The organism is Chimaeribacter coloradensis (assembly GCF_002858715.1).
Taxonomy (GTDB): domain Bacteria; phylum Pseudomonadota; class Gammaproteobacteria; order Enterobacterales; family Enterobacteriaceae; genus Chimaeribacter; species Chimaeribacter coloradensis.
In genome coordinates, this window is record NZ_PJZH01000048.1 from 1 (window position 1) to 14739 (window position 14739).

The window sequence follows — 14739 nt, forward strand, 5'->3', positions numbered from 1 at the left end:
GCCCCTTGCGCGGTGGCGGCAGCGGGGCCGCAGAAAGCGTGCGGGCGTATGCCAACGCAACCACCTCGATCCCCCTTGCCTCCTGCCTGCCCGGCTGCCCGGTTACCCAGGCAACCAAAACATCCCACGTTACCCCCGGTGGCAACAGCGTGGCCACACACGCCCTGCCCCCAAGAGAAGCGCCTGTATGCCAATACACATCCCCCTCTTGGTGGATCCCCACCCCGTGGGTAATACTATCCCCTACTAATAAGCAACCTACCTATTAAGTACCTACCCATAATGACTGAAAATAAAAAAGCCACCCTGACGCCGGCGCTGACCCTGCTGATGTCGGTCGCTACCGGGCTGGCAGTGGCCAGCAACTATTATGCCCAGCCGCTGCTGGAAACCATCGCGAACGCCTTCTCCCTGTCGGTCAACCAGGCCGGGTTTATCGTGACCGTCGCGCAGGTCAGCTACGCCTGCGGCCTGCTGTTCCTGGTGCCGCTGGGGGATAAGTTTGAACGGCGCAAAATGATCGTGCTGATGATGCTGCTGGCCGGGGCCGGGATGCTGATTACCGCCTCCACCCATACCCTGTCGCTGATGCTGATCGGCACCGCCATGACCGGGCTGTTCTCGGTGGTGGCGCAGATCCTGGTGCCGCTGGCCGCCTCCATGGCGGAGCCGCACCGGCGCGGCAAAGTGGTCGGCACCATCATGAGCGGTTTGCTGCTCGGCATCCTGCTGGCGCGTACCGTGGCCGGGGCGCTGGCCGCGTTCGGCGGCTGGCGCACCATCTACTGGGTCGCCAGCGTATTGATGTTCATCATGGCCGCCGTGATGTGGCGCGTGCTGCCGCGCGCCAAACCGCATACCGACCTCAACTACGCCCAGCTGATCGGCTCCATCTTCACCCTGTTCCTGCGTAACCCGCTGCTGCGTACCCGCGCGCTGATCGGCATGTTCTCCTTTGCCAACTTCAGCATCCTCTGGACTTCCATGGCCTTCCTGCTCGCCGCCCCACCCTTCAGCTTCTCGGAAGGCACCATCGGGCTGTTCGGGCTGGCCGGGGCCGCCGGCGCACTCGCGGCCGGGCGCGCCGGGCACCTCGCAGACAAGGGGTTCGCGAAACACTCCACCAGCGTGGGCATCGTTTTGCTGCTGCTCTCCTGGGGGGCGATCTACTACGGCCAGCACTCCGTGGCCTGGCTGATCGTTGGGATTCTGGTGCTGGATATGGCCGTTCAGGGGGTGCATATCACTAACCAGAGCGTGATCTACCGTACCCTGCCGGAGGCGCGCAACCGCCTGACTGCCGGGTATATGACCAGCTATTTTATCGGCGGCGCGGTGGGGTCTCTCTTGTCAGCGAGTGCTTACCAACATGCAGGCTGGCCAGGCGTGGCGGCAGCCGGGGCGGTAATCTCGCTGATCAACCTGGTGCATTGGGCATTTAACCATCAGCACCGGGTCTGATTAGCACGCAAATAGTCAGTATCGCAATTTATTTCCACCTTAGGGTATTAAGACTATTAACAGTCTGGTAATGTTTGGCTAATAAATTACTTTTCGCTGCCGGCCCGTGCGCCGGCCGTGACCCGATGCAAAGCCAAGGCATTACCGACACCGCAAGCCCGCTTTTCTGGTCTCACCGACAGCATGCCCGCCCTGATTGGTTCTCTGCCGGTGACCTTTCCGGATGTTCGCCGGCCTGCCCGCTGTCTCTGCTTTAACCCTTGCCATGGATGCCAAGGACGCACCAATGAGTAGTGATGTTATTGTTTTTACGCACATTTCAGCTAATGCCGCTGTGCGCCTGCCGTTGCGCGCCGGACGAGAGCACTCGCTCTGCCGGTGGCCGCGGCCCTCTTCCCGTTCGCCCTCAGCCGTGCCGGACATGCAGCCTGACACCCCCTCTGTTCGCCTGACCCCTGCCCCCGGGATGTTCCCGTTACCGGCCGTGTTACACCGCGCCCGGCAGGCCAACAGCCGCCGCAACGGGATACAACAAATTAACAATTTCGCATAGCGTGGCGTTTACTTTGTTAATCACCATCGTTACTATACCGCCTGTAACTAATGAGGTTCCTCATAATGGACAGTTCGTTTACCCCAATTGAACAGATGCTGAATTTTCGCGCCAAGCGACAGAAAGATTTCCCTTACCAGGAGATCCTGTTAACGCGGTTATGTATGCACATGCAGAGCAAGCTGCTGGAAAACCGCAATAAGATGCTGAAAGCACAGGGCATTAATGAAACCCTATTTATGGCGCTGATCACCCTGGATGCCCAGGAGAGCCACAGCATTCAACCTTCTGAACTCAGCTCTGCCCTCGGTTCTTCCCGTACCAATGCCACCCGCATCGCCGATGAACTGGAGAAGCGCGGCTGGATTGAGCGCCGCGAAAGCGATAACGACCGCCGCTGCCTGCACCTGCACATGACCCCGGCGGGCGAGGCGTTCCTGCGCCAGCTGCTGCCGCCGCAGCATAAAAGCCTGCACTTCCTCTGGTCGACGCTGACCGAGAGCGAGCAGCAGCAGCTGGAAGCGTTGACGCGCAAACTGCTGACGCGCCTGGACCAGATGGACATGGCCGAGCAGGCCACCACCGTGTAAGCTCGCTTTCCGGCCCCGGGCCGGTGGGGGAAGCAGGCGGTGTGGCGCATGACGCGCCACCAGGCAGCCCCCACCGTCACGGCACCCAATGATTTTTTTACCGCCCCGTTGCCCCGGCTCCGGGGCGGTCTGCGTTACCCTCCCCGGGTAACCAAGGCAAGGATCGGACCTGTGCCGGCCGCGTGGCCCGGCGCGTAACATCATAATAAGTCAATAAAACGTGGAGAAAACCATGAGTGCAGAGGCGGAGCAGCAACACCCGCAGCAACCCACCGCGAAGAAACGTTCCCGTAAGCGGGCGCTGATTATTCTGACCGCGATTTTCCTGATTGTTGGGGTGGCGTATGCCATTTATTGGTTCCTGGTATCACGCCATTATCAGGAAACGGATGATGCCTACGTGGCAGGCAACCAGGTGCAGATTATGGCCCAGGTCTCCGGCAGCGTGACGCGGGTCAACGTCGATAACACCGATTTCGTGCGCAAAGGCGATGTGCTGCTGACCCTTGACCCGACCGATGCCGAGCAGGCGTTCGAGCGCGCCAAAACCGAACTGGCCAGCAGCGTGCGCCAGACCCACCAGCTGATCATCAACAGCAAGCAGTATCAGGCGACGATTGCGCTGCGCAAAACCGAGCTGAGCCAGGCGGAAAGCGACTACCAGCGCCGCGTGGTGCTCGGGGCCGCTAAGGCGATTGGCCGCGAGGAGCTGCAACACGCGCGTGATGCCGTGGACAGCGCCAAAGCGTCGCTGGATGTGGCGCAACAGCAATACAACGCCAATCAGGCGATGATCCTCAACACCCCACTGGCCCAGCAGCCTGCGATTCAGCAGTCCGCCGCCCAGCTGCGTGACGCCTGGCTGGCGCTGCAGCGTACCCGTGTGGTGGCCCCGATTGATGGCTACGTCTCCCGCCGCAGTGTGCAGGTCGGCGCGCAGATCACCTCCGGCAGCCCGCTGATGGCGGTGGTGCCCTCCACTAACCTCTGGGTGGATGCCAACTTCAAAGAGACCCAGCTCGCGCAGATGCGCATCGGCCAGCCGGCCACCGTGGTCAGTGACATCTATGGCGACGACGTGGTTTACCAGGGCAAAGTGGTCGGTCTGGACATGGGCACCGGCAGCGCCTTCTCCCTGCTGCCGGCGCAGAACGCCACCGGTAACTGGATCAAAGTGGTGCAGCGCCTGCCGGTGCGTATTGAGCTGGATGCGCAGCAGGTTGCCGCCCACCCGCTGCGTATCGGCCTCTCGACGCTGGTGAAAGTGGATACCCGCAACGCCGACGGCCAGGTGCTGGCCACCACCGTGCGCCAGGGGCCGCTCTACCAGACCAACGCCCTGACGCTGGACCTGGCCCCGGTCAACCAGATGATTGCTGACATCATTCATGCGAATGGCGGCTGAACCCGGCGGAGGTAAGCGTGGCTAAAAAACCGCTTGAGGGCGCCCAGCTCGCCTGGATGACCGTGGCGCTGGCGCTGGCAACCTTTATGCAGGTGCTGGACTCCACCATCGCCAACGTGGCGATCCCCACCATCGCCGGGAACCTGGGCGCGTCCAACTCCCAGGGCACCTGGGTGATCACCAGTTTCGGCGTGGCGAATGCCATCTCGATCCCGATCACCGGCTGGCTGGCGAAGCGTTTCGGTGAAGTGAAGCTGTTCCTCTGGTCAACGGTGATGTTTGCCGTGGCCTCCTGGCTGTGCGGCATCTCCAACAGCCTGGAGATGCTGATCTTCTTCCGCGTGATCCAGGGCATCGTCGCCGGGCCGCTGATCCCGCTGTCGCAGAGCCTGCTGCTCAGCAACTACCCGCCCGCCAAACGTGGGCTGGCGCTGTCGTTGTGGTCGATGACGGTGATTGTGGCCCCGATCTGCGGCCCCATTCTCGGCGGCTACATCAGCGATAATTACCACTGGGGCTGGATCTTCTTCATCAACGTGCCGATTGGCATCGCGGTGGTGATGCTGACGTTGCAGACCCTGCGCGGCCGCGAAACCCGGACCGAGATCAAACCGATTGATACGGTGGGGCTGGTGCTGCTGGTCGTCGGGATTGGCTGCTTGCAGGTGATGCTCGACCGCGGCAAAGAGCTGGACTGGTTCAGCTCGCGGGAGATCATCGTCCTGACGGTGGTGGCCGTGGTGGCGCTGGCGTTCCTGATTGTCTGGGAGCTGACGGACGAGCACCCGATTGTGGATCTGGCGCTGTTCAAGGAGCGCAATTTCACCATCGGCTGCCTCTGTATCAGCCTAGCCTATATGCTCTACTTCGGCGCGATCGTTCTGCTGCCGCAGCTGTTGCAGGAGGTCTACGGCTACACCGCCACCTGGGCGGGGCTGGCGTCAGCGCCGGTCGGCATTCTGCCGGTGATCCTGTCGCCGATTATCGGCCGCTTTGCCCATAAGCTGGATATGCGGCGGCTGGTGACCTTCAGCTTCATTATGTACGCCGTCTGCTTCTACTGGCGCGCCTGGACGTTCGAACCGGGTATGGATTTCGGTGCCTCGGCCTGGCCGCAGTTTATCCAGGGGTTTGCCGTGGCCTGCTTCTTCATGCCGCTGACCACCATCACCCTCTCCGGCCTGCCGCCGGAGCGGCTGGCGGCGGCCTCCAGCCTGTCGAACTTTATGCGGACGCTGGCCGGTTCCATCGGCACCTCGATCACCACGACGCTGTGGACCGACCGCGAGGCGATGCACCATGCGCAGCTCACCGAGTCGGTGAACCCGTTCAACCCGGTGGCGCAGCAGACTTATCAGCAGCTGGAGCAGCTCGGCATGAGCCAGCAGCAGGCGTCGGCTTACCTGGCGCAGGAGATCACCAATCAGGGGCTGATTATTTCGGCCAACGAGATCTTCTGGCTCTCTGCGGGGATTTTCATCCTGCTGCTGGCGCTGGTCTGGTTTGCCCGCCCGCCGTTCGGCTCCGGCCCCGGCGGGGGTGGCGGCGCGCACTAAATGACAGCGATAAAAGTACAGCCATAAAAGTACAGCCATAAAAGTACAGCCATAAAAAAACGGACGCCGCGGCGTCCGTTTACTGTTCGGCAAACATAAAAAAACGGACGCCAGGCGTCCGTTTTTTTAGGGCAGGCTCAGTATCAGCCCTGGTTCTGACGCCACCACTCACCGAGCAGGATGCCGGTCGCGACCGAGACGTTGAGGCTCTCAACGCGGCCGGTGCCGCCGATGGAGATGCTCAGGTCACCCTGCTGCCAGGCGCTGTCAGAGAGGCCGTCACGCTCCTGGCCGAGCACCAGCACCATTTTGGCCGGCAGGGCCGCTTTCGACAGCGGCGTGCCTTTGTGGCTGGAGGTGGTCACGATGGTGTAACCCGCCTTGCGGAAGGTGTCCAGCACGCTCAGGAAATCATCGGCGTTGATCGCTTTCACATGCTCCGCACCGCCTTCCGCCGTACGCACCGCCGCGCCGGACTCCAGCTGCGCCGGGTCCTGCACCAGCAGGCCGTTGATGCCGAAGTGGGCGCAGGTGCGCATGATGCCGCCGAGGTTGTGCGGGTTGCCGACATCCTCCAGCGCCAGCACGCAGTCGGTTGCCGGTGCCTGCTCCAGGTAGGTTTCCGCCGTCAGCCCCTGGCGTTTCTTGATCAGGAAGCAGACGCCGCCGTGGTGCTCGGTGCCGGACGCTTTCGCCAGCTCATCCTCTTCCACCACGTGGTAGGCTTTACGGTTGGCCGCCATCCAGCGCAGCGCCTCGCGGAAACGCGGCGTGACGGACTGCACAAACCAGGCGCGCACAATGGCGTCCGGGCGGCTGGCAAACAGCGCCTGACAGGCGTTTTCACCGTAGACACGGGTCTCTTCGGCGCGCTGGCGGCGCAGCTGCTCCGGGTCGATAAAGCTTTTACCGGTAATGCCGCCGTGGTCCGGCACCGCCTCGTCGGACGGCGCGCGGGACACGGTTTTCCACGGGGAGCTGTACGGGCCGTCGTCACGATCGTCACGGGCCGGGCGGCGCGGGCGATTCGGGTCATTACGGCGGGTGTCATTGCGGGTGTCGCCGCCGCGGGCATCGCTGCTGCGCGGGCCGCGGGACTCGCCGCGTGGGCCGTTACCGCGTGCGTCGCCGCCGCGCGGGCCGTTACTGCCGCGGGCATCGCTGCCGCGGCGATCGTCACGGCGGCCGCTCTCCGGACGCCCGTTGTCGCGGCCTTTACCGGCCGGACGACGATCTTTGTTACGGTTGTCGCCGTCATCCTCACTGCGGACGTACATCACTTTGACTTTGCCGCCTTTACCACTTAATGAATCGCTCATTCTCTTCTCCACCTACCAAACGCGCTGGGCGCGCAGATTACCTGATATGCGCCGGGTAAACCACACGCAATCGCTAAAAGCTAAAATCTATTGCATTCATTGAACAAATCGTTTTGTCCGCGCCAGGGAAACTCTCCATACTGCTAACATCACAGCAACATTTCGCGCGCTATCCGGGCCGTTTCCCGCCTGTTGGCGCATCGGGCTGATACGTATTTCTCTGACTGAGGCTATTTTATGAATACCGTTTGTGCATCCTGCCAGGCCACCAACCGCCTGCCTGAAGACCGCATTGATGACGGCGCAAAATGCGGCCGTTGCGGTCACCCGCTGTTTGATGGCGACGTGACCCACGCCACTGCCGCCACGCTGGATAAACTGCTGCAAGACGATCTGCCGGTGGTCATCGACTTCTGGGCCCCGTGGTGCGGGCCGTGCCTGAACTTTGCCCCGGTGTTTGAAGAGGTGGCGCAAGAGCGCGCCGGTAAAATGCGGTTTGTGAAGATCAACACCGAGCAGGAACAGGCGCTCAGTGCGCGTTTCCGCATCCGCAGCATCCCGACCATTATGGTGTTCCATAAAGGTGAAATGGTGGATATGTTGAGCGGCGCCATGCCGAAAGCCCCGTTCAATGGCTGGCTCGACGAAACCATCATGGCGAAATAAGCCGCGCTTTACCCTTCAGTGTAATGCATGAATGGCGATCGGGCCTGATGCATCGCCCCGCTGCCGCCGGTTTAACGGTGGCGGCGGCGGCACCGGTTGTTTAGAATAGCGCGCCTTACCCTGCCCTGAATGCCCCGGAAGCCCCCATGTCAGACAACGCCGTTTTACGCCTGCGCCGCGAGCGCCTGGCCCGTTCAACCCGCCCTTACCGCGCCCGCGGCTGCCGGGTGATCCGTTGCCAGTGCTGCCTGCTGCCGCAGGTGAACTGTTTGTGTGACACTATTGTGCCGCAACCGGCGCGCAGCCGGTTCTGCCTGGTGATGTTTGACACCGAGGCGCTGAAGCCGAGCAATACCGGGCGGCTGATTGCGGACATCCTGCCCGATACCCAGGCGTTTGTCTGGTCACGCACCGAGACCGACCCGGCGCTGCTGGCGGCGGTGGCTGACCCAACGCGCCAGCCCTATGTGGTGTTCCCGGATGCCTACGCCGAGCCGGGGCGGCAGGTGTTTACCCAGCTGCCTGCCGGCGGCAAACCGCCGCTGTTCATCATGCTGGACGGCACCTGGACCGAAGCGAAAAAGATGTTCCGCAAAAGCCCCTACCTGAATGGGCTGCCGATGTTCTCACTGAATGTCGCGTCCACCTCACGCTATCTGCTGCGCGAGGCCCAGCGGCCGGAGCAGCACTGCACCGCCGAAGTGGCCGCCGTCCTGCTGGAACAGGCAGGCGACGCCGCAGCCGCCACCGGGCTGGCGACCCATTTCCACACTTTCCGCGAACGCTATCTGGCCGGAAAACCACACCGGCCGGTTGAGGTCACAGCATAATTCCGCTATTGCGCGTAAAATCATCCACTCAGCCTATGTCAGAAGAGTGTGCAGATGAGCCAACGCGGATTAGAGGCGCTGTTACGGCCTAAGTCGATCGCTGTGATCGGGGCGTCCAATAAGCCGGGGCGCGCCGGCAACCTGATGATGCGTAACCTGCTGGAGGGCGGCTTCACCGGGCCTGTGCTGCCGGTCACCCCCACCGGCCGCGCCGTGTGCGGCGTGCTGGCCTATGCAGACGTCGCCAGCCTGCCGGTGACGCCCGATCTGGCGGTGATCTGCACCCGCGCCGACCGTAACGTGGCACTGTTGGAGGCGCTGGGGCAGAAAGGCTGCAAAACTGCCATTGTGCTCTCTTCCCACCCGGCGCAATTCCCTGAGCTGAAAGCCTGCGCCCAGCGTTTCTCCATGCGGCTGCTCGGCCCCAACAGCCTGGGGTTGCTGGCCCCGTGGCAGCAGCTCAACGCCAGCTTTTCACCGGTGCCGATCAAGAAAGGCAAACTGGCGTTTATTTCGCAATCCGCGGCGGTGGCCAATACCATCCTCGACTGGGCGCAACAGCGGGCGATGGGCTTCTCTTACTTCATCTCCCTCGGCGACAGCCTCGATATTGATGTCGATGACCTGCTCGATTTCCTGGCGCGGGATGCCAAAACCAGCGCCATTCTGCTCTACCTGGAGCATGTCAGTGATGCGCGCCGTTTTCTCTCCGCGTCGCGCAGCGCCTCGCGCAATAAACCGATTCTGGTGATCAAAAGCGGCCGCAGCCCGCAGGCGCAACAGCTGTTGCAGGGCCGCCAGGGGCTGGACGCCGCCTACGATGCCGCCATTCAGCGCGCCGGGCTGCTGCGGGTACAGGATACCCATGAGCTGTTTTCCGCCGTGGAAACCCTGAGCCATATGCACCCGCTGCGCGGCGAGCGGCTGTTGATTGTCAGCAACGGCGCAGCCCCGGCAGCGATGGCGCTGGATGAACTGCTGCACCGCCACGGCAAACTCGCCACGTTCGATACCACCACGTCAGACGCGCTGGCAGCCGCACTGCCGGACATGATCTCCCCGGCTAACCCGCTGGACCTGCGCGATGACGCCACGCCTGCCCGCTACCAGACGGCGCTGGCGCTGCTGCTCGACAGCCAGGATTACGATGCGCTGCTGTTGATCCATGCGCCGAGCGCCGCCGCCCATGCCACGACCACCGCGTCCCTGCTTATTGACACCGTGAAGCGCCACCCGCGCGGCAAACGCATTACGCTGCTGACCAACTGGTGTGGCGAGCACTCTTCCCAGGAGGCGCGGCGGCTGTTTACCGAGGCCGGCATCCCCACCTACCGCACCCCGGAGGGGGCAGTGACCGCCTTTATGCATATGGTGGAGTACCGGCGCAACCAGAAGCAGCTGCGGGAGACCCCTGCCCTGCCGCAGGCGCTGGCGACCGACAGCGCCCACGCCCACCAGCTGATCGACCAGGCGCTGGCAGACGGGGCGATCCAGCTCGACACCCATGAAGTCCGCGCCATTTTGCAGGCTTACGGGCTGAATACCCTGCCGACCTGGATCGCCGGTGACAGTGCCGAGGCGGTGCACATCGCCGAGCAGATCGGCTACCCGGTGGCGTTAAAATTGCGCTCGCCGGATATTCCGCATAAGTCTGAAGTGCAGGGGGTGATGCTCTACCTGCGCACCGCCGCCGAGGTGCAGCAGGCGGCGGACGCCATCCTCGACCGGGTGCGCCGCGCCTTTCCGCAGGCGCGCATCCAGGGGCTGTTGGTGCAGAGCATGGCGAACCGCGCCGGGGCGCAGGAGCTGCGGATTGTGGTGGAGCAAGACCCGGTGTTCGGCCCGCTGATTATGCTGGGTGAAGGCGGCGTGGCGTGGCGGCCGGATGAAGAGGCAGCCGTGGCCCTCCCGCCGTTGAACATGACGCTGGCGCGCTATCTGGTGATGCAGGCCGTAAAAGGCGGCAAAATCCGTGGCCGCAGCGCGCTGCGCCCGCTCGACATTCCGGCGCTCAGCCGCCTGCTGGTGCAGGTGTCTGACCTGATCCTCGATTGCCCGCAGATTACCCGGCTGGACATCCACCCGCTACTGGCCTCCGGCAGTGAATTCAGCCTGCTTGATGTGTCGATGCAACTGGCCCCGTTCAGCGGCGATCCGCAGGCGCGGCTGGCGATCCGCCCCTATCCCCATACGTTGGAAGAGTGGGTCGTCCTGAAAGATGGCAGCCACTGCCTGTTCCGGCCCATCCTGCCGGAAGATGAGCCGCTGCTGAAGCACTTTATCAGCCGCGTCACCAAGGAAGATCTCTACTATCGCTACTTTAGCGAGATCAATGAGTTTACCCATGAAGATTTGGCGAATATGACCCAAATCGACTACGATCGGGAGATGGCGTTTGTGGCGGTGCGGCCTGAGGGCGATAGCCAGGTCATTATCGGCGTGACCCGTGCCGTCTCCGATCCTGACAATATTGATGCTGAGTTTTCGGTGCTGGTGCGCTCCGACCTGAAAGGCCTGGGGCTGGGCGGCCGGTTGCTGGCCAAGATGATCGCCTACACCACCGATCACGGTTTGAAACGGTTGACCGGTATTACCATGCCGAATAACCGTGGCATGATTGCGCTGGCCAAAAAACGCGGTTTTCAGGTCGAGATTCTGCTGGAAGATGGCATCGTCAATCTGACGTTAGCGCTGTCGCCGTCATCTTCAGAATCACTATGATTCAGAGGATTACCGGCAAAACCTGCGCACCCGCGGGTGACTAATGTTATTATCGGCCGGTTCAACAGTTTATTATTTTCGCCCGTGGCGCTCCCGCCATACTTGAAGAGAGAAGAAGCGCACTGTGATGTTGTCTAAATTTAAACGCAATAAACATCAACAACACCTTGCACACTTGCCCAAACTCCCCCAGACGGTAGACGCTATCCGCACGCTTTATGCACCGGCGGACTTCCGTGTGGCATTGCTGGACGCCATTGCCCGGGCTGAGCGCCGCATCTATCTGGTGGCGCTCTATCTGGAGAATGATGACGGCGGGCGCAGCGTGCTTGAGGCGCTGTATCACGCCAAGCAGGCGCGGCCGGAGCTGGAGATCGCGGTGCTGGTTGACTGGCACCGCGCACAACGCGGGCGCATCGGGGCGGCTGCCGGCCATACCAACGCCGACTGGTATTGCGATATGGCGCAACAGCACCCTGACGCCGCAGTGCCGGTGTATGGCGTGCCGGTCAACACGCGTGAAGCGCTGGGCGTTTTGCACCTGAAAGGGTTCATCGTGGATGATCAGGTCATCTACAGCGGTGCCAGCCTGAATGATGTCTATCTGCATCAGCATGAAAAATACCGTTACGACCGTTATCAGCTGATCCGCAATGCGCCGATGGCCGATGCGATGATCGCCTATATCAATAAGCACTTACTTACTGCTGAGGCCGTCTCCCGCCTCGACCGCAGCGATCGCCCCAAAAGCCCGGAAATCAAAAACGAGACGCGGATGTTCCGCCAGACGCTGCGCGGGGCCGGCTACAGTTTTCACGGCAGCGCCGGTAACGATCAGTTGGCGGTGACGCCGCTGGTCGGGCTGGGCAAACAGAGCGTTCTGAATAAAACCATCTTCCACCTGATGGCCTGCGCCGACGACCGGCTGACGCTCTGTACCCCCTATTTCAACCTGCCGGCCTTGCTGGTGCGTAACCTGGTCGCGCTGCTGCGCCAGGGTAAGCAGGTGGAGATTATCGTTGGGGACAAAACCGCCAACGACTTTTATATCCCGCAGGATCAGCCGTTTAAGATCATCGGCGCCCTGCCCTATCTGTATGAAATTAACCTGCGCCGCTTCCTCAGCCGTTTGCAGCGCTTTATCGACAGCGGGCAACTGATCGTACGGTTATGGAAAGATGGCGATAACAGCTATCACCTGAAAGGGATCTGGGTGGATGAAGAGTGGCAGCTGATCACCGGGAATAACCTCAACCCGCGTGCCTGGCGGCTCGACCTGGAGAATGCGATTCTGATCCACGATCCGCATCAGCAGTTGCATGAGCAGCGCCGTACCGAGCTGGAAGCGATTCGCCGGCATACCCAGGTGGTGAACCACTATCTGGAGCTGGAGAGTATTCAGCAGTATCCGGTGAAAGTGCGCAAGCTGATTCGCCGCTTGCGGCGCATCCGCATTGACCGGCTGATTAGCCGGATCCTGTAATCATCAAACCCCGCGCCCTGGCCGGGGTTTTTTATAGGGATTGTAGGGGGAAGCGATGAGGAGAGTCAGCGTTGCCCTGCCACTGGCCGCCCTGCTGCTGAGCTGTGGTGGATGCAGCCACTACGCGCAGGACAGATGGACCGGGCAGGATAAGGTTGAGCACTTTATTGGCTCCGCCGCCCTGGCCGCCGCCGGCAGTGCCTACGCAGAACGCCAGCACGCCGGGCAGGCTGAGCGGCGGACGGTTGGGCTGCTGTTTTCACTCAGCCTGGGCGTGGCAAAAGAGGGCTATGACAGCCGCGCCGAAGGCAGCGGCTGGAGCTGGAAAGATCTGGGCTGGGATATCGCCGGCGCGCTGGCCGGCTACACGGTTTATGAAGCTGCCAACTAAAGCTGAATCTCTTTCCCTTTGCGATGCAGGCTGACCGACACCAGAAATGCCAGTAACGCCATGCCTGAAACATACCAGAAGAAGACGTTCTCAACGCCCCAGGATTTCAGCGACAGCGCGACATACTCCGCCGAGCCGCCAAACAGGGCGTTCGCCACCGCATACGAAAGCCCTACCCCCATCGCCCGCACTTCCGGCGGGAACATCTCCGCCTTCAGCAAGCCGCTGATGGAGGTATAGAACGACACAATCGTCAACGCTCCGACGATCAGCCCAAAGGCCAGCCAGGGATCGGTCACCCCCTTCAGGGTATAGAGGATCGGCACGGTGAGCAGGGTCGCCAGGCCGCTGTAAATCAGCATAGAGTTACGGCGGCCGATCTTATCTGACAGTGCACCAATTACCGGCTGCAATACCATGTAGACCAGCAGGGCCATCGTCATGATGGTGCTGGCCGTTTTGGCCTCAATGCCTGCCGTATTCACCAGGTACTTCTGCATGTAGGTGGTAAAGGTATAAAAGCTGAGTGAACCGCCGGCGGTGAACCCCAATACCATAAAGAATGCCTTGCGGTGCTTCCACAATCCTTTAAGCGTACCGGCATCTTCATGTTGCCGGGTGGCGTGGTTTGAGGTTTCATCCAGTGACCGGCGCAGGAACAGTGCCACCACCGCCAGCCCGGCGCCCAGGGCAAATGGAATACGCCAGCCCCACTCTTTCAGCTCAGCAGTACTGAAAATGTGTTGTAAAACCAGCAGCACCAGCAAGGCCATCAACTGCCCGCCGATCAACGTGACATATTGAAAAGACGCATAAAAACCGCGCTGCCCTTTTACTGCAACTTCACTCATATAGGTCGCGCTGGTGCCGTACTCTCCACCGACGGACAACCCCTGGAACAGTCTGGCGAGGAGCAATAAGGCGGGTGCCCATGCGCCCAGCGTGGCGTAAGTCGGAAGACAGGCGATCATCAGCGAGCCGCCACACATCATACAGACCGAGATCAGCATCGAGGTTTTACGCCCGTGTTTATCCGCGATCCGGCCGAATAACCAGCCCCCGATTGGGCGCATGAAAAACCCGGCCGCAAAGACACCGGCTGTCTGCAGCAGTTGGGTCGTGGTGTTACCCGCCGGGAAGAAGGCTGCAGCAAAATAGATTGAGCAGAAGGAGTAGATGTAGAAATCAAACCACTCCACCAGATTACCGGATGAGGCTCCAACGATCGCAAACACACGCTTTTTCTTATCTATCTGCACATCCTGTTCAGGGACGCTGTGAGAAATCTCCGCCATTTCGTTCTCCATGACTTTTAAGCGATTGGATTTAACAAAATATACAAATCCAACGATTTTCAATAATGAAAATTTAACCAATCAATTAACAAGCAGGCTAATGAAATCACTGTTTGCGGCGGATTTGCTGCCTGATTTGTGATAACACACGGCATCCATACGGATTTATAAGACAGTAAAAGCGTGTTTATTAACCAGAAGGCGGGAGAGTCATGGCGTGAAGGGTTGACGGTAAATGCACTTTATAGACGTATGAAGAGGCATTTTGTCGGGTATGGTGCCCGGCAGGTAGCTTTAGCTGCTAAAGCGGTAAGATTTTGACTGCTGGAGCATGCAAAATATGCCTGCTGACTTTGCCCCATAGCAAAAAGGCCATCCTTGCGGATGGCCTTGTGCTTAATTTGATGCCTGGCAGTTCCCTACTCTCGCATGGGGAGACCCCACACTACCATCGGCGCTACGGCGTTTC

General features: G+C 61.0%; 11 protein-coding genes. 9 read left to right on the forward strand and 2 right to left on the reverse strand.

Annotated elements, in window-relative coordinates:
* Window positions 1-282: 282 nt before the first annotated feature.
* The 4 genes from CYR32_RS20665 to emrB all read left to right on the forward strand — a co-directional run bounded on the left by CYR32_RS20665 (window position 283) and on the right by emrB (window position 5565).
* Window positions 283-1461 carry an MFS transporter gene (locus CYR32_RS20665; RefSeq protein WP_101826973.1) on the forward strand — a complete coding sequence of 393 codons (1179 nt, stop codon included), beginning with the start codon at window positions 283-285 and terminating at the stop codon, window positions 1459-1461.
* Window positions 1462-2079: 618 nt separating this feature from the next.
* Window positions 2080-2604, forward strand: a complete 525-nt coding sequence (mprA, locus tag CYR32_RS20670; protein WP_101826974.1) for a transcriptional repressor MprA — start codon at window positions 2080-2082, stop codon at window positions 2602-2604.
* 232 nt (window positions 2605-2836) lie between these two features.
* A complete protein-coding gene (gene emrA, locus CYR32_RS20675) occupies window positions 2837-4009 on the forward strand; it encodes a multidrug efflux MFS transporter periplasmic adaptor subunit EmrA (protein WP_101826975.1) in 1173 nt (390 codons plus the stop codon).
* Between the two features lie 17 nt (window positions 4010-4026).
* On the forward strand, window positions 4027-5565 hold the full coding sequence (gene emrB / locus CYR32_RS20680; protein ID WP_101826976.1) for a multidrug efflux MFS transporter permease subunit EmrB: 1539 nt from the start codon (window positions 4027-4029) through the stop codon (window positions 5563-5565).
* A gap of 143 nt (window positions 5566-5708) precedes the next feature.
* Here the strand turns inward: emrB and CYR32_RS20685 are convergent, their stop codons facing one another.
* Window positions 5709-6884 (reverse strand): tRNA/rRNA methyltransferase, encoded by a 1176-nt coding sequence (locus CYR32_RS20685; RefSeq protein WP_101826977.1) that lies wholly within the window; start codon window positions 6882-6884, stop codon window positions 5709-5711.
* 237 nt (window positions 6885-7121) lie between these two features.
* Here CYR32_RS20685 and trxC point away from each other — a divergent pair, with 237 nt between their 5' ends.
* From trxC to CYR32_RS20710, 5 genes are all read left to right on the forward strand, one after another.
* Window positions 7122-7550 carry a thioredoxin TrxC gene (gene trxC, locus CYR32_RS20690; protein ID WP_101826978.1) on the forward strand — a complete coding sequence of 143 codons (429 nt, stop codon included), beginning with the start codon at window positions 7122-7124 and terminating at the stop codon, window positions 7548-7550.
* Window positions 7551-7696: 146 nt separating this feature from the next.
* A complete protein-coding gene (locus CYR32_RS20695) occupies window positions 7697-8380 on the forward strand; it encodes a tRNA-uridine aminocarboxypropyltransferase (protein ID WP_101826979.1) in 684 nt (227 codons plus the stop codon).
* 54 nt (window positions 8381-8434) lie between these two features.
* A complete protein-coding gene (locus CYR32_RS20700) occupies window positions 8435-11101 on the forward strand; it encodes a bifunctional acetate--CoA ligase family protein/GNAT family N-acetyltransferase (RefSeq protein WP_101826980.1) in 2667 nt (888 codons plus the stop codon).
* Window positions 11102-11228: 127 nt separating this feature from the next.
* The gene (pssA, locus tag CYR32_RS20705; protein ID WP_101826981.1) at window positions 11229-12584 is read left to right on the forward strand and encodes a CDP-diacylglycerol--serine O-phosphatidyltransferase; all 1356 of its coding nucleotides are present in this window, start codon (window positions 11229-11231) and stop codon (window positions 12582-12584) included.
* A gap of 55 nt (window positions 12585-12639) precedes the next feature.
* Window positions 12640-12975, forward strand: a complete 336-nt coding sequence (locus CYR32_RS20710) for a YfiM family lipoprotein (RefSeq protein ID WP_101826982.1) — start codon at window positions 12640-12642, stop codon at window positions 12973-12975.
* Here CYR32_RS20710 and CYR32_RS20715 read toward each other — a convergent pair.
* Window positions 12972-14270: an MFS family transporter gene (locus tag CYR32_RS20715; protein WP_101826983.1), complete on the reverse strand. Its 1299-nt coding sequence runs from the start codon at window positions 14268-14270 to the stop codon at window positions 12972-12974. The genes CYR32_RS20710 and CYR32_RS20715 overlap by 4 nt on opposite strands.
* Between the last annotated feature and the right edge of the window lie 469 nt (window positions 14271-14739).